This window comes from Permianibacter fluminis (assembly GCF_013179735.1).
Lineage (GTDB): Bacteria > Pseudomonadota > Gammaproteobacteria > Enterobacterales > Permianibacteraceae > Permianibacter > Permianibacter fluminis.
In genome coordinates, this window is sequence record NZ_JABMEG010000001.1 from 182,536 (window position 1) to 202,574 (window position 20,039).

Genomic DNA, 20,039 nt, shown 5'->3' on the forward strand with positions numbered 1-20,039 from the left:
CGTCAGTGTTGTGACCACAATGCAGTGATCGTGATCACACGCATTTTCATTGCCGCTCGCCAGCATCCGTGCGCGCCAACACCAGCGCGACATTGCTGCCACCGAACGCGTAATTGCAACTCATTGCTGTTGCCAGCCTGGCGGCTGCCGGCTGAGTGACCAGATTCAATGCTGGCAGATTCGGATCACTGACAGGCGGCCGCAATTGTACCGGCAGCTGCTGCTGTTGCAGTGCGAAATAACAGAACGCCAGCTCAACTGCACCGGCCGCGCCGAGCAGATGACCGGTCAGCGCCTTGGTGCTGCTGCATGGTAGCGCCGCGCCAAACAGCCGGTGCACCGCGCGCGCTTCCATCTCGTCGTTTTTGGCTGTCGCGGTACCATGCAGATTCAGATAATCAATGGCGGCCGGCGTCAGTCCGGCGTCTTGCAGCGCGGCACGCATGGCCTGCTCGGCACCCAGACCGTCAGGTTGCGGCGCGGAAATATGGTAGGCATCGGCCGAGGCGCCGGCACCGACCAACGCAACCGGCCCCGGCTCCCGGCTCAGCACAAACAGTGCGGCACCTTCACCGATATTGATGCCATCGCGATCGGCGCTGAATGGCCGGCATTGCCCGCGGGAAAACGATTCCAGCGCAGCGAAACCTTGCACCGTCAACCGGCACAGCGAATCGGCACCACCGACGATCACGGCATCGCACATATCGGCCTGCAGCAACTGCCGCGCCGACATCATGGCGCGGGTACTGGACGTGCACGCCGTCGAAACCGTATAAGCCGGGCCACGAACGCCCAGCTGACGCGCGACAAACAAGGCCGGCGCACCAATTTCCTGTTGGCGATAAGCAAAACCGGCCGGAAATTGTCCGCGCTGTTCGTACTCGGCAATGGCGCGTTCACCTTCGGCAATACCGGAGGTGCTGGAGCCGATGACCACGCCGATGCGCTCGGCGGGATAGCGTTGCAGCAGTGGTGCCAGCGTGGGTTGCAGTTGCTGCAGCGCTGCCAGCAGCAAGCGATTGTTGCGACAATCGAACGCCGCCAATGCCGGCGCAATGGCCGGCAACTCCGCATCAACCTGGCCAAGCCAGACCGCGCGATCGGGCAGCCAACCGTGCGCCTCGGTCAAGCCATGCTGGCCGGCGAACAGGGCTTGGCAGATCGTCTGCGGATCGCTGCCGAGCGGACACACCAGTCCCGGCGCCGACAGATAAAAACGCGCGACCGTCATCGCGCTGGCTCCACCGGGACGCGCGCTTCCACCGGAAGGTTCGCTTGCTGATCCAGAGTCTGAACCCGGACCCGATAACCGAGCCGGTATTGAATCAATTCGAGTTCGTCCGGCGCCAGCCGGTGAACCTCTGCCAACAATTCTTCCCCGGCACGCAGTTCACGCCGCCCGGTATCGGCCTGTTCCTGCAGTTGCCAACCGCGCGGCAAGTTTGCCTGCAGCAGCTCAAGCGGCCACAGCATCAGCTGGATATCCAGCAAGGATTGTTCCGGCAGAATGGGCACCGGCAACAAGCCGCGCTCGAACTGCAGCTGACGGCCATCGTATTGCAAGCGATACAAGCGCTGACCGAGCGGCGTCAGCACCACCTGGGTAAAGCGCGTTGCAGTCCACTCCGTGCTCGCCATCGCTTGCAGTTTTTGACCACGGGCATCGGCGCTGACAATATCTTCACGACTGGCAAATGCCGGCTGGGCGGGCAGCGCGGCTGCACACCAGGCAGCGGCACCCGGCCAGCGGACGCAGGGCTGATGACTGCAGCCCGGCAACACCAGCACAAGCAACAGCAAACAAAAGAAAGAACCAGCGCGAATCACGGCGTTTCCTTGCTCAGCACCAGCGTCAGCGGCGCCAACATCAGCGCCAGCAAGACGCCGAGCAAAACCGTCAAACCAAAACCGCTGACCGCCGGCAAGCTGGCACCAACGAGCAAACCAAAACCCAATACCGCGGTCAGCGCCGACAGCAAAATCGCCAGCAGACTGACCGGTTCATGGCCCTCGCCTTCGGCAAGAAACAGGGCATAGTCGATGCCGATGCCCAGCACCAGCAACAGCGCGATACCGGTAAACAAATTGAAAGGTTGGCCGAGATAGCCAAGCATGGCCAGCGTCATGCCACTGGCGAGAGCGGTCGGCAATAAGCGAACGAACGCGCCGTAAGCGCCACACTGCCACAACAGCCACAGCAGCGTCGCACCGTAAGCCAGCAGCACGTAATGGCTGGCTTGCTGACGGAACTGGGCAAACAGTGCCGAGATGCTGGCGGTTTTGTCGACCCAGAGTACGCCATCGCCTTGAATCGCCGCGACCGCGGCCAAATCGTGTATGCCATCGAGCAGCACGATGCTGGCGAATTCGTCGGAATGTGTGTTCGCTGCTGGTGCAGCATTACCGTGCTCGGTTCCGGTTTGCAGCAATTGCGCCTGCAACAGCCGGTTGTGCGGCAAGGCCAAATAATGCGGCAGATCGAGCAGCGCGCTGCTGAGCGTACGCTGCTGCAGCTCGGCAATTTCGCCACTCGTGAATTCAAGTTGGCGCAGACTGTTGTTCAGGTTGCCACCATCGGCAAACACTTGCTGCAACAAACGGATATTCGCCTGCTGCTGCTCGGTTGTCGGCAGCCCGTCGGATAGCGCGCGCCAGCCCAGCAACAAACCTTGCGCGCGCGCTGCTGCCAGCGCGGTCGTCAATTGCCGTTCCCGCTGCAGCAATTGCTCCGCGGAGTTGGCGCGAACCAGAAAAAACTGGCTGTTGCCTTGCAACTGCAACAGCGCGGCAATTTGCTGCTGCTGCGCCAGCAAACCGGGATCGGATTTCTGCAGCAAATGAATATCATCATCGGCATGCAGCCAGTACAGACCGGGCAAGGCGAGCAGCACCAACAGCGCAATCGCCAGTTGCAGTGGCCGCCGTTTTTGCCGAAGCCGTAACAGCCGGTCATGCAGTGCAGTCATCCAGGCCAAACCGCGCGGCGGACAGTCCGAGGCCTGCGCGAGTACCGCTGGCAACAGCAGCAACACCGCGACATAACCGCAGAGCAAGCCGAGCATGCAGAAAAACGCGATCTGACGAAACGCGCTGAACGGCGTCAAGGCGATGGCCAAATAGGCGGCAAAGGTCGTCAGCATCGCAACCGTCAAGGGTTTGAACAGCTGACGCATCGCGGCGCGGGCATCCCAGTGCGTGCTGCTCGCATGCAAGGTCAGATAATGCAGCGCGTAATCGCCGGCTATGCCGATCAGTGTGGTGCCAAAGACATAGGTCAACAAATGCAACCGACCGTAGATCAGCAGGCACAGCGCGGTAGCACCGAGCAACGATGCCCCGATCACGGCCAGCATCAGCAGCAGCGGCTGCACCCGGCGAAAAACCAGCAACACCAGCAGCAACACGCCGATGGTGCTGATACTGGCAATGACACTGAAATCACGCTCGCCTTGCGCGCGCGCTTGCGCGGCAAACAACAGCGTGCCGGTGCCGATCACCTCCACTGCTTCGGTTTGCGCCACTTGCTTGGCCTGATTGAGCGCGGCCATGGCGAGGTTCTGATATTGGTCATCAAATACTGAACGCGACGAGATGGCATCAACCAGCACGTAGTAGCGGCCGTCATGACTCAATGCGAGCAAACCGTCATCGGGCCGGGCGCCACCGCTCCGTGCCGACAAGCCTTGCAGACTGTTGGCAAAAAAACCTAACGGGTCACCACCCGGAACCGCCACCGCCAGCGGTGAATACAGCGCCTGCAGCACGCGTTGCTGTAAGGCCTCGCCACCTTGCTGCAGCAACTGGGCATCGGCCGGCGTCAGCAGTGCGCTGCGATACGGCAACAGCGCTTCGATCACGGCCGCTTGTGCAGTCGCCGGCAATTCGAACTGGATACGCTCGAATACCGCGCTCTGCCGCAAGCTGTCAGCAAAGCGCTGGGCGGCGCGCCGGGCCGTGTCCCGGTCCGGATGACTGAGCAAAAAAATACTGTGGCTGCCGATTGTGGCCTGAACTTGCTGGGCCGCCTGCTCGGCCAGCGGCTCACGCTCGGTGCTCGGCAACAGCGCCAGCAGATCGGTGCTGAACGCGTCACCGGCGCGCAGGCGCTGGCCAACGAAAGCCGCAGCCAGAATCAAGGCGAACAGGAACAGCAGTATGCGCGGCGCCAACCAGACTTTCACCGCAACTGCTCCAGCAAAGCCTGCTCGTCTGCGCTCGGTGGCGTAGAAGCCGCGGGCTGAAACTGCAGCTCGGTGCGATCACCGTTGCGATCGCGGATCACGACCGTGTCGATATGCGCCGAACCGGTCAATTGCACCTGCTGAAGCGCCAGCGTCAGCGGTTCATGCAGCGGCGTCAAAGTCAGTTGCCAGCCGCCGGGGACGCTACTCAGCTCGCAGTGAAAATCCTGCTCGAGTGCGCTCAGCTCGCCGGCCAGCACGCTGTGCAACAAGCGGCCGAGGGTGCGCAGCCAGGGCGCCTCGCTGACCTGCAACAGCCGCTGTTGACCCGCTTCTTCCAGTATCAGTTTGTCGCGACCAATGCCGTAGCGCGCCGGCAAAGGTTTTTTCAGGCTGTACAAGACGCCCTGACCCGGCACCACCAACACCTCACCGAAGGCCCGCAATGGTCGACTCAGGCCGGCGACCGTCTTCAGCTGGGTGAACTGTGTCCGTTGCTGGGGCTGTTGCTGAGTCTGCTGCGCCAGCTGCGCGGTCAGCGCCGGCAGCGTCAATTCGGCTGCGGTGGCCGACACGGAAAACACGCTGATGATGAACAGCAGGCGAAAGTTCATGCCGACAACCCCAGCCGCTCGCGCAAAATCGGCGGCGACACCAGCTGCATTTCGCCGCTGGCCATCGCCACTGCCACCTGAATGGTGTAACCACGGGTCAGGCGGGCACCGGTGTCGGCGGCCCGGATCAGATAGTCGATACGCAAGCGGTTTTCCCATTCGACCAACTTCGCCAGCACCTTGATGCGCTGCTCGTACCGGGCTGAGCCCACGTATTTGATCTGGGCATCGACAATCGGCCAGGCATAGCCGGAGTCACGCATCTGGAGATAGTCATAATTAAAGCTGCGCAGCAGCGCGCAGCGCGCCACTTCGAAATAGCGAAAATAATTGCCATGCCAGACCACGCCCATCATGTCGCAATCATGAAAGGGGATTTCCAGTTCGATTTCCTGCTCGCGCAGCGCTGTGCTCACGTTGGTCGCATCCGGTTGGCCAAACTCAAAGTGTTCTCGGGGTATTCCGTCGAGCTCATACCGAGTACAAACGGAACTGCCGCTGCTGCACCGCAGCCGTCAGCGCCCGCAGCTCAAACTCCAGCATGCGATCTTCACTGATGAAACCGCTGAACTGGCGCACGCTGACAACCGTTTCGGTCAATGCCGGGGCATGCGCTTCGGCGCTCAACTCGCCGGCAGCGGTGCGCAAATCATAAGCCTGCGCCACCGCCATCAGCAGCGACGCCGCGACTTGCTCTGTCAGCTCCAGCGTGCGCAAGCAATCGCGTGCGGCGATGGTGCCCATGCTGACCTTGTCCTGGTTATGACACTCGGTTGAGCGCGAGAACACACTGGCTGGCATGGTCAGCTTCAGGGCTTCGGCAGTCCAGGCCGACGCGCCGATTTGAACCGCTTTCAAACCGTGATTGATGGCGGCACGACTGCCATGGGCGCCGGACAAATTGTGCGGCAAACCATGGTTGTAGCGGCGATCGACCAGCAGCGCCAATTGCCGATCCAGCAGATCAGCCAGATTGGCGACCGCGGTTTTCATGCTGTCCATGACGAAGGCGATATGGCCGCCGTAAAAGTGGCCGCCATGCAGCACCGCTTCTTCGGCACTGTCGATAATGGGGTTGTCGTTGGCGCTGTTCAGTTCGTTCTCGATATCCCGGCGCATCCATGACAACGCGTCCTGCAGCACACCGATCACATGCGGCGCGCAGCGAATCGAATAACGATCCTGCAGTCGTGGGCCCTGCTCCGGTTGCCCCGGCGCCAAATCATTCCAAATTCGTTCCGCCACCAACTGCTGGCCGGCATGCGGTTTAACAGCAAACAAGCGCGGATCAAAATGGCCGCGATTGCCCTGCATGGTCAGCGAGGCCAATGCGGTGATGCGACTGCACAGTTGACTGAGGTATTCCGCACGTTGGTATGCCAGCGCCGCCAAAGCAGTCATGACGGCGGTGCCGTTCATGATTGCCAGACCTTCCTTCGGCGCCAGCTTCAGCGGCGCCAGACCGTGTTGGCGATGCAGCTCGGCAGCAGGGATTTTTTGACCGTCCACCAACAGGTCGCGCTCACCGACCAAGGCAGCGGCGACATAGGAAAGTGGCGTCAGATCGCCGCTGGCACCGACTGAACCTTCTTCCGGTATCAACGGTAACCAGTTCTTTTCGATCAGCAACTGCAAGCGTTCCAATAGTTCCCAGCGCACGCCGGAAAAGCCATGTGCCAGCGAGTTCAGGCGCGCCACCAGCACGGCACGGGTCGCGACCGGGTCCAGGTAACGGCCGAGTCCGCAGCCATGATAGCGAGTCAGATGCAGCGGCAATTCCTGCACCAGTTCAGCCGGTACCGTGGTCGTCACGGAGTCGCCATAGCCGGTGGTGACGCCATAAATAATGCCGCTGTCGGCCAGATAGCGTCGCAGGAAGTCAGCGCCCTGGTCGATCAACGCCCGCTGCGCCAGATTCAATTGCAAATCCTGCTGCCGTTCGGCAACGGCACATAGCTGTTCGATGGTCAGGCGCTGGCCGCCCACCAAGACCGGCGGTCGGCTGCCGGCAAACCCTTGTTCAGTTGCTGCTGTCATGAATTGCACTCCGGCTGCTGTATTCAGCCTCTGGCCGCTGCCAAAAATCGAAAAAATTGAACCATTGCAGTGGCGCCTGCCTGGCATAAAAAGCCAGCCGCTCGGCATAGCGCGCGACCGCGTCCTGCAACATCTGGGCACGCGCGCTGCGCGGGCCGGCCAGCGTGGTGGCGAACGGCTCCAGAATCAGTTCAAACTGTTTGCCCTGGCGTAAACAGAAAAACAGGTACACCGGGCAATCGAGCAAACTGGCCAGAATGAATGGTCCTTGTGCGAACGCAGCGGGCGCGCCCAAGAACGGCTGCATTTGCACCCGCCCCTGGCTGTGCACCGGCGTCCGGTCGCCAACAATCACCAGCAGCTCGCCCCGATCGATCCGCTGCCGCAGCAGCATGGCCGTGTCCGCGCTCATGTCGCGCACTTCGATCAGATGTGCTGCGACATCCGGATGCTGTTGTTTCAGATAGTCCATGAAGCGCTGGCCATGTTCGGTGAAGACCACCGCATTGACCACCAGACCATCCTGACGCGTGCTCAGGGCGCGCGCCAATTCCAGATTGCCCAGATGACTGCCTATCAACAGCGCGCCACGACCACTGGCCCTTAGCTGTAGCAATTCGGCCTGTTGCTCGAACCGCACATCGTGCGCATCCAGCTCACCGCGCCAGGCCGCGATCTTGTCCAGCATGGCCTCGCCGAAGCAGCGAAAGTGGCGCCAGCTGTCACGCCAGGTCGGCGGTGTCGGCAATGCCGGGCTGCCGGCCGCATGTGCGCGCTGCAGAAACTGCTGCGACGCACGGCGGGCGCTGCCGCCCGCCAGAACAAAGTACAGCATCACCGGATACAGCAGCGCGGAAAAAAACCGACGGCCAAACAGCCGGTAACAGCTGACCAGAAACGCGATACCGGCCGTCGAGCCGCGCTCCGGCTTGGCCGACCAATGGCTCGGCTCAGTTGCACTGACCTGGGCTGATACTGCGCGTGCACGCGGCGTTGAGAAAACGCGGCGCAAGCGCCGCCGTAACAGCAGCGGTGCCCGCGGCAACATCGCAAAAAACAAACCGGCATGCATGCGCGAAATCATCAGGTTGTCACGCAGCGCTTTGAAATGGGAAACCCCATCCAGTGGATAGGTCACGGCGAGCGGCAAAAACTGCAGCGGCACGTCATCCCAGTACAGACGGACCAGGATCTCGATATCAAAATCCATGCGCTCGCCAATACCGACCCGGTCGATCAACGCACAGGTGCTGGCCAGGGGATAAATGCGGAAGCCGCACATGGCATCTTCGATCGCCAACGACAGCGTTTCGATGGCAACCCAGAAATCGGTGATCTTGCGACCATACAAGCGCGCTTTCGGGATGCTGGCATCATAGACCGGCTTACCGGCAATCAACGCCGTTGGCGCCGCCGCACAGGCCGCCAGAAATTGTGGCACCACGGCCTGATCGTGTTGGCCATCGGCATCGATCTGAAAAGCATGGCTGTAACCATTGCGCTGCAACCAGCGAAAACCGTGCATGCTGGCGGCGCCTTTGCCGCGATTGACCGGCAGACGTTCGATATGAATGTCAGGCTGATGCTGTAACTGATCCAGCACCTGTTGATCCGCTGCATCACTGCCGTCATCAACGATCAGTATCGGCAAACCAAAGCGGCGCAAGCCGGCGACCGTTGCCGGCAACGCGCCGCCATGATTGAAATTCGGTATCAGGAATGCCGGTCGCGTGGTCACGAGGCATGCTCACTCGTCGCGGCTGGGTCGGCAAACACGATGCGACCGCTGCTGTGACGGCCGCGCTCGGAGTCGTAGCTGAACAGCAATTTGCCGGTGGCAGCCCGGTAATCCAGAGTCAGCTGAATCTGCTGTTGTGGTTCGATGATGGCCTGGAACTTCAGCGCTTCCATTTTCTGGAAGCGGCCAGTGAAACCGAAATGACGACGACCAAAATGAGTCGCCCAGTCAATCTGGACAACGCCGGGCAATATCGCATGCATCGGAAAATGCCCGGGGAAATACACCAGCGACGCCGGCACGTTCAGTGTCAGCACCAGTCCGGCAGCGGTCTGCTCGGTCTGTATCAGACTCGGCAATTTTTCAACCGCGGCAATGCGGGTCATTGCGGCACTCCGTCATGGCTATCGGCAGCAAACAAAGCTGTCAGCGCCTGCTGGGTCAGTTTGCCACGGCTGTCTCTCGGCATGTCGGCAACGTAGCGAAACCGTTTCGGCAATAACACCCGCTCGAAGCGTCCCGCGAGGTGGTTGCGCAGCTGCTCGTTCACTGCCCGCTTGCCCTGCTCATGCAGCGATTGTTGCCCCGTAGCGGTCAGCCGTATCACCACCGCCACGATGCTGCGCGGGCTGTCCAATACCAGCGCCGCCACTTCGGCAACAGCCGGGTGGGTCGCCAGAGCCTGCTCGAGCTCGGTCAATGACAAACGTTTTGCTTCAATTTTGACGATGCGGTCAGCGCGCCCCAACAGCTCGAAATGACGCGCATCCCGGAGCACCGCCCGATCACCAAGATCGCACCAATCCTGACGTTCGGCGGCCGGTGACAGCACCTGCAAGCCGCCGTCAGCGGTCAGTCTGGCCTGCACCGACGGTAACAACTGCCAGCGCTCATCGCTGCTGGCGGCATCACGCTGGCGCCAGGCGACACCGCCCGTTTCGGTGCTGCCCAACACTTCGTAAGGCGCCGCCCCCCATTGCTGTTGCAGCAGCAAGGCAGAGTCCCGCGACAACGGTGCGCCCGAGCTGAATGTGGCAACTAGCGCTGGCGCGACCCGAGTCAAATCGGTCGCCGCCGGCAACCGGTTCAAGTGGGCCGGACTGCTGATCAACAAACACGGTGCATGCGTGGCAATTTGTGCCAGCAGCGGTTCCGGATAGTGTTCCGTCTCGGCAACAAAGCAGCGACCGCTTGCCAACGGCCACAACAGGCGAAACAACAAACCATATATGTGGTGATGCGGAACCGTTGCCAGCACGGTCGCATCAGGCAGCGGAAACTGCTGCGACAGCGCCTGCAACTCCGCTTGCAACTGACGCAGTGTGCGATGCACCGCTTTCGGTTTACCGGTACTCCCGGACGTGAACAGCTGCAAGGCCAACGCGTCAGCCGTAATCGGTTGCGGCGGCCTAACCATCGCTGCCGTTGTCGTTTGCTGCGTGGGAATTGCTGTCGGCAAATGGTCACTCAGGATGCCAGCACAGTCCGGCAACAGCTGCGCTAGCGTTTCCGGCTGCGCATTTGGCGGCAACACGGCGCCATGGCCGGCCTGCCACAGGGCAAACAAGCCGACCGCAAATTCAAAACTGTCTTCACACCAGAGCAGCCAGCGTTGGCTTGGTGTCGATGACAGTTGTGTAGACGACAGTCGCGCTCGCACATTCTCGACCCGCGCCAGAAAATCAGCGCCAGTCATGGCGGCGTTTGCACGCCGGCAAACGGTGCGATCAGCAAAGCCTGGCCAGTGCGGAAAGGCAGCGAGCTCAAACAAGTCAGCCAACACCGACGAACTCAGTGAACGGGACGAAGACGACGCCGTATTTTGCAGCGCCGCGCGGTCGTGCGTCGGGACGGAATGGCTCATTGCGGCGCCAACCAATCGCGCAGACGCGCCCGGAACAGGCGCTCACCAAACAGCAGCGAGCCCATCAAAAGATAGGACAGCAGACCGTTATAGAGCGCCCAAATGGCAACATTCGGCTGCAAGCTCGTCAACAGCGCCACGGTGGCATTGATGATGAAGAAACCGCACCAGATCAAGGTCAAGCGAGCGGTGTACCGAACTTCACGGGCATCCAGTTCGACGCCCAGTTCAAGCCGGGCAATGCGGGCAATGATGGACGGTGGCCAGATCAGCGAACCGGCAAACAAGATCAGCATGCTGAGACTGATGATGACCGGGTAATAGCGCAACCACTGACTGCTGTTCAGCAGCATCGCACAGAGGGCGAACAACACGGCCACCAGCATCGGCCAGCGCCAATCGCGCCAAGCTTGAGTCGAGCGCAGCGTCAGCACGCGCAGCAACAGCGCCAGCAATAGCAAGGTCGCCAGCGTCCGCGGCGACCAATGCTGGATACCGACGAAGACCAGAACGGGATAGAGCAGTAGCAGGCCAACGGCCAATGCTTGCAGCAATCGCCGCATCAGGCAGCCTGCAGCAAACCGCTCACGGTGCGCACAACATCACCGACAGTGCGGACTTGCTTGAACTCGTCTGGCTTGATTTTCTTGCCGGTCAGTTCCTGCAGCTTGATCACCAGATCAACCGCATCGATGCTGTCGAGATCCAGCTCTTCGTACAGGCGAGATTCCATGGTGATCGCGTCGCCATCGACTTCGAACACATCCACCAGAATGCCTTTCAAGGCCTCAAAAATTTCAGTCTGGGTTTTCATGGTGCTTACCTCATACGGCCTGTTGCTGCTGACCGGCAATGAACGCGGCCAGATTACGAACGGAGCGGAAATGCTCCTTGTTGCTGCTGTTGTTGGCGTCCAGCTTGACCTGATATTTCTTTTGCACCGCGACGCCCAGTTCAAGCGCATCGATCGAATCGAGCCCCAGACCTTCGACAAACAACGGCGCTGCGCTATCGATATCGTCCGGCGTCATGTCTTCCAACGCCAGCGTGTCGATAATCAGCTGTTTGAGCTCGAGTTCCAATGCGTTCATGCCTGCTTGCTACCTTCGTTTTGCACTTGCCAAACGGTGATCGGTGCGGCCACCGATTCCGTATCACTCTACTGCCGACGCCTCGCCATCACGCTTGGCAACGGCGTCAGAAAAAAACTGTTGCAGCCAGCGGGTCAGCTGGCGCGATGCCAGCGGCGCTTCGGTGCCACGGGCAATGATCTGTTCGGCCCGGATCGGCTCCAGCACATCGAGCCGAACGTGAAACCGACGCGCCGGCACCTGATACCAGCGCGTCGCCTTGGTCAGCGTCGGCGGGTTGCAGGTGAGAATCACCGGCACCATTTCGCAATCGGTGGCGAGCGCCACATGGGCCGCACCACGCTGAAAGCTGAACGGATCACCGGGCACGGTTCGGGTGCCTTCCGGAAACACGATCAGCGGCCGCTGTTTTGCCAGCGCCTTGCCGCAGTCCTGCACCAGTTGCTCGGCGCCGCGGTTCGGAATGTATTGCGCCGCCCGCACCACCCCGCCGAGATAACGGTGCTGCCACAGCGCTTCCTTGACGATGCAATCGGCGCGCGGCATCAGGCTGATCATCAACACCACATCGATCAGGGTCGGGTGATTGGCGAGCACCAGCACGCCGTTGAGCTCACGCAAGCGTTCGGCATTGCGCAGCTCCACACTCATCACACCGAGCCAGATCATCTGGCCGATAAAAAACCGAAAACTCTGGTGGATCGCCCGCTGGGCCCGATCCCGGCGCTGGTCCGGATCGCGCCAGCACAAATGGGTGATCGGAAACACCGTCAGCGTCAGCAGCAAACCGCCCAGACTGAAACTGAAAAAACACCAGCCGGTGGCGAGCACTCGCCAGCAATAATTCAGCTGCCGACCAAGTCGCTGCCACAGCGTTGTCGGAGCGCGGGTCACCGCCAGTTCGTTGACCGGTCTAGCCATGACGAACGACCCAGCTCGATTGCTCGCCGACCAGTATCGCTGCGTTCTTGCCTGTCAGTGCGCCAGTCAGTGCACAAATCAGCGCCAGTGCCGGCGAGGCATAGGCTGAATTGTTCGGGTCACGGCAAAGCTGCAAGGGCACACCACCATCGGCAATCAACAAGCCCAGCCCGAGCAGCGGTGCTTCCGCGTCTTGCCATGGCTGGTACGGCGCCGGCAAATCCTGTTCGACATAACTGATCAACACGGCGTTGATGCCGCTGGCCCGCATTGCCGCCGCCTCCAACAAGCAAGCCAGCAAACTGTCGCGACCGGCGGCAATCGCCGTGGCCGGGGTCGCATCTTTGCCGGCGATGCCGTACAAACCGGCGGCGCTGTTGTGCACCGACAGCGAAAACCCCATCGGCGACAGCGCTTCGCCCTGCGCCAGTTGGCGCAGCAAATTCACCGTGGTGCCAAGCTCGCCGTGACGCGAAGCAAAAATCAATTGTTCAGCGCGCTCGCCTGCCAGCGCCGCGTGCGCGCAGTGCAAGGCAACCCGAGACAGTGGCGACAGCCGCCGGCGCAACATCGGCTCGACGAACTCGACCGGCGCGTTAGCGGTTGCTGCCGGCAACACGGCAGCGCCCTGCTCGGCCCACTGCTGCCAAGCCGCCGCATCAACGACGCCAGGTGCCCAGGCATGCCAGCGTCGAATCGGAAGGGTGAATGCGTTCATGCCATGGCAACCGACCGGCCGGCGCAGCGGCCAGCCGCAACCATGCGCTGCCGATCCTGCACCTGCAGTCGGTCAAATTTTAACCGCTCGGGAAAGGGGCGCCATGCTATCGGGAGGTTCGACCAAAGGCAATGGCGAATCCCGCCTTTTCGATGGGCTCGACAGGCGGCGCCAGTAATAAGGAAAGAAACGGCCATTGCGATCAGCGCGTCAGGACAACCTTGCCGACCGAACGGCCGCTGCGCAGCAGCTCCAGCGCTTGCGGCGCCTCGTCAAAACGGAACTGGTGTCCGACATGCGGCGCCGGCAGCTTCAGGGTGGCGATTTCCCGAATCATCGCGTCGAAGAACTCGCGTTGTTCCCACAGCCAGATCAGGTTGAACGCCAGCAGCGCCCGGTTTTCGCTGATCATCGACAGCGCGTCGTAACGCGGCCGGCGCAGGTATTCCAGCAGCATATGAAAGCGGCGCATCTTGCGTTCGCCCGGGGCGAACACGGTGGCACCGTAAACGACCAGCCGGCCAGTCGGCGCCAGCGCCTTGAACGAGGCCTCCTGGACCTTGCCGCCGACCGCATCGAGCACCAGATGGATCGGTTTGTCGGCCAGCTCGCGTTTGAGCTGGGCGGCAAAATCCGGCTCACGGACCAGCACATCGCTGACCCCTTGCGATTTCAGGAACTCGACCTTGTCGACATTGCCGACCGTGCCGACCACGTCGATGCCGAGTGCCTTACAGATCCGCACCGCCTGCAGGCCAACGCCGCCGGCGGCGGAATGAATGAGTGCGCGCTGGCCAGGCTTGGCCGCGCCGAGATGATGGATGCCATACCAGGCCGCAAAGGTTTGGACAAAAAAGGCTGCGCCTTCGGCGAAGCTCCAGCTGTCCGGCAGCGGCTGCAAGCGGTCGGCCGCAACATCGACCACGCTGGCATAGGCACCAAAGCGCACCGAACCCATGACCCGGTCGCCGACCTTGAATTCCGTCACCGCCGAACCGACCGCACTGACCACACCGGCCAGCTCCAGACCCGGAATAAAGGCACCGGTTGGTGCCGCCGAGTACATGCCGGTCAGGGCCAGAATGTCGGCAAAGTTCAGCCCGACCGCCCGGACGTCGACTCGAACTGCATCGGCCGGCAAGTCCGGCAAGGCTTCGGTTTGCAGACTGAGCTGGGCCAGATCGCCGGCCTGCGGCGTGCGCCAGACCTGACGCTGGCCAGCCGGCGCTGGCGAAGTGGGCTGTTGCGATGCCGTCATGCCGAAAACTCCTGAACCCATACGACCCCTGCCCGGCAGGGAGAAAAAAGGGGCGGGGATTAGGACATAACCGGCGTCAGGACGCCAGCCCCGGCGCTGATCCAAACGCCCTGCCGGCACGTAGCGGGCGCGCGCTCACGCGGCCCCGCCTTTGGGTGTCTTGTGGAAAGGCTGGGTCTTGCGGAAAGCCCCGTGCCGGAAAGCCAAGAAGCGTCGTTGACGAACTACGCCGCCGCTAACGACGTAGGCCCATCGCACCGCCAGCCACCTGACGTTTCAGCGCCGGCAGCGCATCAAGCGCCGACAGAGCCAGCGCCCGCAGCGGCCGCAACAGCGGATACCGGTTACTGAACAAACGAACCAAACTGTCGGTGACGCCAGCCACTGCATCGGCGTCGGTCTGACGCGAGCCGACAAAGGCATCGAGCGCAGCCGGGCTGGCCCAGTCCGTGCCGGCGGCCTGCTGAACGCGGACCTGATCGGCAAACGCCATCGCATCGCGCAGCGCGAGGTTGAAACCCTGACCGGCGATCGGATGCAGCGTGGTGGCAGCATTGCCCATCAGCAGCATGCGGCCTTGCCGGCGCACCGGACTGCGCATTCTGCGCAAATCAAATTTCTCGCGCGCGCCGATCTGCATCAGCTTGCCGAGTCGCCAGCCGAATGCGCTTTGCAGTTCGCGCAAAAATTCCGCGTCAGTCAGCGTCAGCAAGCGCGCCGCTTCATCCGGCGTTTGCGTCCAGACCAATGACAGTCGGTTGTCGGTCATCGGCAGCAGTGCCAGCGGGCCGGTTTCGGTAAACCGCTCGTAAGCCCAGTGTTGATGCGCGCGCTCGGCACGCACGGTGGCGATCACCGCGCTCTGCTGGTAATCAATCACATCCACCGGCAAAGCAGCCATCGCTCGCAAACCGGACGGGCCACCATCGGCGCCGAGCAATACTCGCGTCTGCAGCTGCTGCGCCGCGCCATCGTGCTGCAGCGTGATCTGCACTCCATCTTCGCCTTGCACAAACGCACTGAGCTTGCCGTGCAAGCGAGTCACGCCGGCACGCTGCCCGAGCGCCCGATAGAACTGCTGACCGAGCACGCGCAGCGCAATAACCTGACCGAGCGCATCGAGTTGTTGTTCACTCGCCGTCAACACGGTGCGACCAAACTGGCCACGATCGGAAACATGAATGGTCCGGATCGGGCAGGCCTCAAACGCCAGCGTGTCCCAGAGCCCGAGCTGCACCAGCAAACGCCGACTGCCTTCCGACAGCGCCAGCACCCGCTCATCGAATGACGGCAAGTCATTGGCGCTGGTTGGGCTGGCATCGAGCAGCGCCACCCGCAAGGCTTGCGGCGATTGCGTCAACGCTAATGCCAGCGCGGCACCGGTCAGCCCGCCCCCGATGATGACGACATCAAAATTGTTTTGCGCGTCCGTCATGTTCACGCGGCCATCAACGCTTCAATTTCATCCGGATCTTTCGGCGCTCCGGCGCTGAGCACTTCAAAACCGGTTTTGGTCACCAGCACGTCGTCCTCAATGCGGATGCCGATGCCGTGAAATTTTTTTGCCAGGCCTTTGTTGCTGGGCGCGAAATACAGCCCCGGTTCCACTGTCAGCACCATGCCCGGCTCAAGCACACGCGGTTGGCCGTCGATTTGATAATCGCCGACATCGTGCACATCGAGGCCGAGCCAGTGGCCGGTCTTGTGCATGTAGTAAGGCTTGTAGGCTTCGCCGTCGAGCAGATCGCTGAGTTTGCCTTTGAGCACACCGAGATCGATCAAACCCTGGGTCAGCGTGCGCACTGCCGCGTCATGGATCTGGTTCCAGGTATTGCCCGGTTTGACTTGCTCGATCGCCGCCTGCTGCGCTTTCAATACCCATTCGTAGCAGCGGCGCTGAATCGCGGTGAATTTGCCGTTGACCGGAAACGTGCGGGTGATGTCTGAGGCATACCACTCGTATTCGGCGCCGGCATCGACCAGCAGCAGGTCACCGGCTTTCAGTTCGGCATCATTTTCGACGTAATGCAGGATGCAGCCATTCTCGCCACCGGCGACGATGCTGTTGTAGGCCGTGTGCCGGGCGCCGTGACGTGCAAACTCGTGCACCAGCTCAGCTTCGACTTGCGCTTCGTTGACGCCGGGCCTCGCAAACCGCATGGCGCGGATGTGCCCTTGTGCCGCCGCATGAGCAGCAGCGCGCATCTGTTTCAGTTCGGCAGCATCCTTGAACAAGCGCATATCGTGCAACTGATGCCGGACATCGATGATTTCACCGGGCGGATGCACGCCTTTGCGCACCTGCGCCCGTAGCGTGTTCAGCCAACCCATCACGGTATTGTCGAAATCCGGATTGTGGCCGAGCGCATAGTGAATGCGATCGCGCCCTTCCATCAGCCCCGGCAGGATTTCGTCGATGTCATCAATCGGAAAGGCATCGTCAAACTGAAACGCGGCGGCGGCACGCTCCGGGCCGTAGCGACGGCCATGCCAGGTTTCCGCCAGCGGATCGCGCTCATTGCAGAACAGCACCGTCTCGCCGTGCACGCGACCGGGGATCAGCACCAGCACCGCATTCGGTTCCGGAAAACCGGTCAGATAGGCGAAGTCGCTGTCCTGACGGAAGCGGAAATGGGTATCGCGGGAACGGATGATTTCCTGCGCTGACGGGATGATGGCAATACTGCCTTTGCCGAGCAGTTGCATCAGCCGGCGACGGCGGCGGACATAATCGGCGACTTTGACCATGGTTCCGGTTTTGTGAACAGAGGCGGATGCGACATGGTAACCGGGCTGGGTCGGCAATTGCATCGGCCGGGGCCGAAGCCCTATAGTGACGCCGATCTTTTTCCCACTGCGGTCATCATGAACCAGGCCGATCTGCAAAAACTGGAAGGGCAGCTGGATCAGTTGCTGAGCCAGTTCCAGCGACTGAAGAGCGAAAACGCCCAGCTCCGGGCCAAAACCGCCGAACTGACTGCGGAGCGCAGCCGTTTGCTGGAAAAAAACGAGCTGGCGGCACACAAAGTCGAAGCCATGCTGACCCGCTTGCGTGGTCTGGAGCAACGCGGATGAGAACGTGGTCGATGATGGCGGTTCGGATGCGCGGTGATTGGCCATGAGCAATGTCCTGAACCTGCGGCTGCTGGACCGCGAGCTGAAAGTCGCCTGCCCTCCTGAGCAGCAACAGGAGTTGCTGGAAGCGGCGCGCCAACTCGACGGCCGCATGCGCGAAATTCGCGATGTCGGCAAGGTCGCCGGGGTCGAGAAAATTGCCCTGATGGTGGCGCTGAATCTGGCCCACGAGCTGCTGCAGCTGCAGCAGGCCGGCAATGCCGGTGCCGAGTTGACCGACAGGCTGCGCCGGATGCAGGAGAAAATTGACGATAGCCTGAAGGCGACCCGGCAATTGGAGCTGGGTTGAGCTGATCGCACGCCGGTGCCGGTCTTTTTGCCAGCCGCCGGTTTTTGCCCGCCCCAAAGTTTTGCCCGCCCCAAGTTTTGCCTGTCCCGGATGTTGCCTGCCCCGGATGTTGCCTGCAGAGCTATGGTTGTCACCCCTTTGTTCTGCCGACACTTGTAACGGCCCGAATCCTCCCCATTCAGTCAGCGTGTCCCGCCGCCACCGGCGTGCCGGCGTTCTGAAGTGCTGGTGTAACCGCGGCCTGCGGCGGGTTGGGCCGAGCGGTCATCCGGCCCGTAGTAGCTGAGTAAGGTGGAAAACAACCGGGGTCGGCCACAACGATCCGTCATAACAGTCAGGTAAAATGGGCTTAAGCTGGACCGGTATCCGGGCTTTCTGTTTCCTGATTAGGTATGGTTTAACAAGTTACGAGTTAGAAAGGGCGCCTGCTGCGGTGTTCGCGAGCGGCGTCATGTCCTCGAGCCGATAATCGCGTTACCGGGTGCGTTTGTGCCGTTGGTGTTGTGCAAGTCCGTTTCGACCGGAAAGCCTGATCCGATGCCAGATGCACCCCCTTGGAGCCTATGGTTCCAGGGCTAAACCCGCGGACGGCACAGGCGGCAGGCGTCCCCTCTTCTTCCTTATCGGTATCCCCACTCCGGCGGAGCCATGGTGGCCAGCAACGAGCCGATGACTCCCGACAGCAATCATCCGACCGATAAAAAAGCGCTGCGCGCCCTGATGCGGCGCCGGCGCCGGGCCCTGAGTCTGGCCGAACGAACTGCAGCGGCCGAGCGTTTCCAGCAGCAGATTTGGCCGTCGCTTCAACACACCCGTTGTCAGCGCGTTGCGGTCTACCTGGCCTTTGATGGTGAGCTCGATTTGATGCCGCTGATTCGGCGACTGTGGGCGAACAATAAGAAGGTGTATTTGCCGGTTGTGACCCGGTTGGCGCCGCAGCGGTTATGGTTTCGTCGTTACGCGCAAAATACGCCAATGAAACGCAATCGGTTTGGCATTCCGGAACCCATTAGTGGTGCTGTGTTGGCAAGTCGACAACTGGATGTTGTGTTGCTGCCATTGACCGCATTCGATCGACAAGGCAATCGGCTGGGCATGGGTGGGGGATTTTATGACCGCACGTTCGCGTACCGCCGGCATTCACTCGCCAGCAGGCCACGGTTGATCGGAGTGGGTTACCATTGGCAGCAGATCGAGACGCTCGCATGTGAGCCACACGATCTGCCGGTTCAAGGCATCGCTACCGACTAGATGTAGTAAAACGACACTTACTCTTTATTGCGTGAACCACTGAATTTCCAGCGTGTTGCTGGCTTCAGCGGGCACCCAGCGCCACATCATTGGCGCTGTTTTTGGCGAATCCGGTCGCTACCTGATCACTGTCTTCGGGTGCTGAATCCATCAGCAGGCTGGTTGCAATCACACCTACAAGAAGTACTGCCGCGAGGACCATCAACAGGTCCGGTTTGCGCTTCATCATCACTGCTTGTCACCGACAAAAGGAAAAGACATCGACTTGCGCCGTGCCAAATTGTTGTTTTTTAATCCGCGGACGGTTTATACAGCGCGTCCGTCCGACGGAGCATGCGACTCTACCTCCGTCAAGTCAGTGATGCAATTCTTACTTCTTGAAAATTTTGCGACGGTCGTGTACCGACGCCAGCCCGTGTTGGAATCAATTGTTGGAAGCACTCGCCGATGAACTACTGGTTGATCAAATCCGAGCCTGATGTGTTCAGTCTCGATGACCTGAAAAAGTCACCCAAGCAGACCCATTGCTGGGATGGCGTCCGCAATTATCAGGCGCGCAATTTCATGCGCGATGGCATGGCAGTCGGCGACCTATGCTTTTTCTATTACTCGAACGCCAAGCCGCCGGGCATCGCCGGCATCGCCAAGGTCAGCTCCGAGCCCTACCCGGACCCGACCCAGTTCGACGGCCGCTCGGATTATTTCGACCCAGACTCCAAACAGGACAACCCGCGCTGGGTCCTGCGCGACATGAGTTACGTTCGGCACCTGAAGCGGTTCATCCCGCTGGACGAGCTGAAAGCCACGCCGGCGCTGGCCGAGCTGCTGATCCTGCGCAAGGGCAACCGGCTGTCGATCACGCCGGTGGAGAAGCGGCACTGGGAGGCCGTGCTCAAGCTTGAGCAGTGACGGCCGGCGGCTTGGGGGTTTCACTGTCGG

General features: G+C 61.1%; 22 protein-coding genes and 1 other RNA gene. 5 read left to right on the forward strand and 18 right to left on the reverse strand.

Features of this window, described 5'->3' with window-relative positions:
- Nucleotides 1-46: 46 nt before the first annotated feature.
- From HPT27_RS00815 to pepP, 17 genes are all read right to left on the reverse strand, one after another.
- On the reverse strand, nucleotides 47-1,234 hold the full coding sequence (locus tag HPT27_RS00815) for a beta-ketoacyl-ACP synthase (protein ID WP_172237563.1): 1,188 nt from the start codon (nucleotides 1,232-1,234) through the stop codon (nucleotides 47-49).
- Entirely contained in the window at nucleotides 1,231-1,830 is a 600-nt protein-coding gene (locus HPT27_RS00820) for a DUF3261 domain-containing protein (protein WP_172237566.1), read from the reverse strand. The genes HPT27_RS00815 and HPT27_RS00820 overlap by 4 nt, the downstream gene beginning before the upstream one ends.
- Nucleotides 1,827-4,184: an MMPL family transporter gene (locus tag HPT27_RS00825; RefSeq protein WP_172237569.1), complete on the reverse strand. Its 2,358-nt coding sequence runs from the start codon at nucleotides 4,182-4,184 to the stop codon at nucleotides 1,827-1,829. The genes HPT27_RS00820 and HPT27_RS00825 overlap by 4 nt, the downstream gene beginning before the upstream one ends.
- A complete protein-coding gene (locus HPT27_RS00830; RefSeq protein ID WP_172237571.1) occupies nucleotides 4,181-4,798 on the reverse strand; it encodes a LolA-related protein in 618 nt (205 codons plus the stop codon). Before HPT27_RS00830 ends, HPT27_RS00825 begins: the two co-directional genes overlap by 4 nt.
- A complete protein-coding gene (locus HPT27_RS00835) occupies nucleotides 4,795-5,214 on the reverse strand; it encodes an acyl-CoA thioesterase (protein WP_328819816.1) in 420 nt (139 codons plus the stop codon). The genes HPT27_RS00830 and HPT27_RS00835 overlap by 4 nt, the downstream gene beginning before the upstream one ends.
- A gap of 55 nt (nucleotides 5,215-5,269) precedes the next feature.
- The gene (locus HPT27_RS00840; protein WP_172237573.1) at nucleotides 5,270-6,835 is read right to left on the reverse strand and encodes an HAL/PAL/TAL family ammonia-lyase; all 1,566 of its coding nucleotides are present in this window, start codon (nucleotides 6,833-6,835) and stop codon (nucleotides 5,270-5,272) included.
- On the reverse strand, nucleotides 6,819-8,573 hold the full coding sequence (locus HPT27_RS00845) for a glycosyltransferase family 2 protein (protein WP_172237575.1): 1,755 nt from the start codon (nucleotides 8,571-8,573) through the stop codon (nucleotides 6,819-6,821). Before HPT27_RS00845 ends, HPT27_RS00840 begins: the two co-directional genes overlap by 17 nt.
- Nucleotides 8,570-8,959: an ApeI family dehydratase gene (locus HPT27_RS00850; RefSeq protein WP_172237577.1), complete on the reverse strand. Its 390-nt coding sequence runs from the start codon at nucleotides 8,957-8,959 to the stop codon at nucleotides 8,570-8,572. The genes HPT27_RS00845 and HPT27_RS00850 overlap by 4 nt, the downstream gene beginning before the upstream one ends.
- On the reverse strand, nucleotides 8,956-10,437 hold the full coding sequence (locus HPT27_RS00855; protein WP_172237579.1) for a class I adenylate-forming enzyme family protein: 1,482 nt from the start codon (nucleotides 10,435-10,437) through the stop codon (nucleotides 8,956-8,958). Before HPT27_RS00855 ends, HPT27_RS00850 begins: the two co-directional genes overlap by 4 nt.
- Nucleotides 10,434-11,000, reverse strand: coding sequence for a COG4648 family protein (locus tag HPT27_RS00860; protein WP_172237581.1), 567 nt, complete (start codon nucleotides 10,998-11,000; stop codon nucleotides 10,434-10,436). Before HPT27_RS00860 ends, HPT27_RS00855 begins: the two co-directional genes overlap by 4 nt.
- Nucleotides 11,000-11,251, reverse strand: a complete 252-nt coding sequence (locus HPT27_RS00865) for an acyl carrier protein (RefSeq protein WP_172237583.1) — start codon at nucleotides 11,249-11,251, stop codon at nucleotides 11,000-11,002. The genes HPT27_RS00860 and HPT27_RS00865 overlap by 1 nt, the downstream gene beginning before the upstream one ends.
- Before the next feature lie 10 nt (nucleotides 11,252-11,261).
- Nucleotides 11,262-11,528 (reverse strand): phosphopantetheine-binding protein, encoded by a 267-nt coding sequence (locus tag HPT27_RS00870; RefSeq protein WP_172237585.1) that lies wholly within the window; start codon nucleotides 11,526-11,528, stop codon nucleotides 11,262-11,264.
- Nucleotides 11,529-11,591: 63 nt separating this feature from the next.
- On the reverse strand, nucleotides 11,592-12,449 hold the full coding sequence (locus tag HPT27_RS00875; protein WP_172237587.1) for a lysophospholipid acyltransferase family protein: 858 nt from the start codon (nucleotides 12,447-12,449) through the stop codon (nucleotides 11,592-11,594).
- Nucleotides 12,442-13,167: a beta-ketoacyl synthase chain length factor gene (locus HPT27_RS00880; RefSeq protein ID WP_172237590.1), complete on the reverse strand. Its 726-nt coding sequence runs from the start codon at nucleotides 13,165-13,167 to the stop codon at nucleotides 12,442-12,444. Before HPT27_RS00880 ends, HPT27_RS00875 begins: the two co-directional genes overlap by 8 nt.
- Before the next feature lie 202 nt (nucleotides 13,168-13,369).
- A complete protein-coding gene (locus HPT27_RS00885; protein WP_172237593.1) occupies nucleotides 13,370-14,425 on the reverse strand; it encodes a zinc-binding dehydrogenase in 1,056 nt (351 codons plus the stop codon).
- A gap of 235 nt (nucleotides 14,426-14,660) precedes the next feature.
- Nucleotides 14,661-15,860, reverse strand: a complete 1,200-nt coding sequence (ubiH, locus tag HPT27_RS00890) for a 2-octaprenyl-6-methoxyphenyl hydroxylase (protein ID WP_172237596.1) — start codon at nucleotides 15,858-15,860, stop codon at nucleotides 14,661-14,663.
- 2 nt (nucleotides 15,861-15,862) lie between these two features.
- Nucleotides 15,863-17,173, reverse strand: a complete 1,311-nt coding sequence (gene pepP, locus HPT27_RS00895) for a Xaa-Pro aminopeptidase (protein WP_172237599.1) — start codon at nucleotides 17,171-17,173, stop codon at nucleotides 15,863-15,865.
- Between the two features lie 33 nt (nucleotides 17,174-17,206).
- On the opposite strand from pepP, the gene HPT27_RS00900 reads away from it, so the two are divergent.
- From HPT27_RS00900 to HPT27_RS00915, 4 genes are all read left to right on the forward strand, one after another.
- Nucleotides 17,207-17,500: a TIGR02449 family protein gene (locus tag HPT27_RS00900; RefSeq protein ID WP_235950836.1), complete on the forward strand. Its 294-nt coding sequence runs from the start codon at nucleotides 17,207-17,209 to the stop codon at nucleotides 17,498-17,500.
- Between the two features lie 43 nt (nucleotides 17,501-17,543).
- The gene (locus tag HPT27_RS00905) at nucleotides 17,544-17,849 is read left to right on the forward strand and encodes a cell division protein ZapA (protein ID WP_172237602.1); all 306 of its coding nucleotides are present in this window, start codon (nucleotides 17,544-17,546) and stop codon (nucleotides 17,847-17,849) included.
- Between the two features lie 422 nt (nucleotides 17,850-18,271).
- Nucleotides 18,272-18,456: non-coding RNA, 6S RNA (ssrS, locus tag HPT27_RS00910), on the forward strand.
- Between the two features lie 41 nt (nucleotides 18,457-18,497).
- Entirely contained in the window at nucleotides 18,498-19,100 is a 603-nt protein-coding gene (locus tag HPT27_RS00915) for a 5-formyltetrahydrofolate cyclo-ligase (RefSeq protein ID WP_211197799.1), read from the forward strand.
- A 64-nt stretch (nucleotides 19,101-19,164) separates the two neighbouring features.
- Here the strand turns inward: HPT27_RS00915 and HPT27_RS00920 are convergent, their stop codons facing one another.
- Nucleotides 19,165-19,329, reverse strand: coding sequence for a hypothetical protein (locus tag HPT27_RS00920; RefSeq protein WP_172237605.1), 165 nt, complete (start codon nucleotides 19,327-19,329; stop codon nucleotides 19,165-19,167).
- Between the two features lie 218 nt (nucleotides 19,330-19,547).
- Between HPT27_RS00920 and HPT27_RS00925 the strand changes: the two genes are divergently transcribed.
- Nucleotides 19,548-20,009, forward strand: coding sequence for an EVE domain-containing protein (locus HPT27_RS00925; protein ID WP_172237608.1), 462 nt, complete (start codon nucleotides 19,548-19,550; stop codon nucleotides 20,007-20,009).
- Nucleotides 20,010-20,039 lie beyond the last annotated feature (30 nt).

Excerpts from the sequence above, each read along its gene's own strand:
- HPT27_RS00815 (WP_172237563.1), bottom strand. The coding sequence starts at position 1,234 with ATGACGGTCGCGCGTTTTTATCTGTCGGCGCCGGGACTGGTGTGTCCG.
- HPT27_RS00860 (WP_172237581.1), bottom strand. The coding sequence starts at position 11,000 with ATGCGGCGATTGCTGCAAGCATTGGCCGTTGGCCTGCTACTGCTCTAT.
- HPT27_RS00865 (WP_172237583.1), bottom strand. The coding sequence starts at position 11,251 with ATGAAAACCCAGACTGAAATTTTTGAGGCCTTGAAAGGCATTCTGGTG.
- HPT27_RS00925 (WP_172237608.1), top strand. The coding sequence starts at position 19,548 with ATGAACTACTGGTTGATCAAATCCGAGCCTGATGTGTTCAGTCTCGAT.
- HPT27_RS00900 (WP_235950836.1), top strand. The coding sequence starts at position 17,207 with ATGGTAACCGGGCTGGGTCGGCAATTGCATCGGCCGGGGCCGAAGCCC.
- HPT27_RS00905 (WP_172237602.1), top strand. The coding sequence starts at position 17,544 with ATGAGCAATGTCCTGAACCTGCGGCTGCTGGACCGCGAGCTGAAAGTC.
- HPT27_RS00915 (WP_211197799.1), top strand. The coding sequence starts at position 18,498 with ATGGTGGCCAGCAACGAGCCGATGACTCCCGACAGCAATCATCCGACC.
- pepP (WP_172237599.1), bottom strand. The coding sequence starts at position 17,173 with ATGGTCAAAGTCGCCGATTATGTCCGCCGCCGTCGCCGGCTGATGCAA.
- HPT27_RS00920 (WP_172237605.1), bottom strand. The coding sequence starts at position 19,329 with ATGATGAAGCGCAAACCGGACCTGTTGATGGTCCTCGCGGCAGTACTT.
- HPT27_RS00830 (WP_172237571.1), bottom strand. The coding sequence starts at position 4,798 with ATGAACTTTCGCCTGCTGTTCATCATCAGCGTGTTTTCCGTGTCGGCC.
- HPT27_RS00840 (WP_172237573.1), bottom strand. The coding sequence starts at position 6,835 with ATGACAGCAGCAACTGAACAAGGGTTTGCCGGCAGCCGACCGCCGGTC.
- HPT27_RS00855 (WP_172237579.1), bottom strand. The coding sequence starts at position 10,437 with ATGAGCCATTCCGTCCCGACGCACGACCGCGCGGCGCTGCAAAATACG.
- ubiH (WP_172237596.1), bottom strand. The coding sequence starts at position 15,860 with ATGACGGACGCGCAAAACAATTTTGATGTCGTCATCATCGGGGGCGGG.
- HPT27_RS00885 (WP_172237593.1), bottom strand. The coding sequence starts at position 14,425 with ATGACGGCATCGCAACAGCCCACTTCGCCAGCGCCGGCTGGCCAGCGT.
- HPT27_RS00850 (WP_172237577.1), bottom strand. The coding sequence starts at position 8,959 with ATGACCCGCATTGCCGCGGTTGAAAAATTGCCGAGTCTGATACAGACC.
- HPT27_RS00880 (WP_172237590.1), bottom strand. The coding sequence starts at position 13,167 with ATGAACGCATTCACCCTTCCGATTCGACGCTGGCATGCCTGGGCACCT.
- HPT27_RS00875 (WP_172237587.1), bottom strand. The coding sequence starts at position 12,449 with ATGGCTAGACCGGTCAACGAACTGGCGGTGACCCGCGCTCCGACAACG.
- HPT27_RS00870 (WP_172237585.1), bottom strand. The coding sequence starts at position 11,528 with ATGAACGCATTGGAACTCGAGCTCAAACAGCTGATTATCGACACGCTG.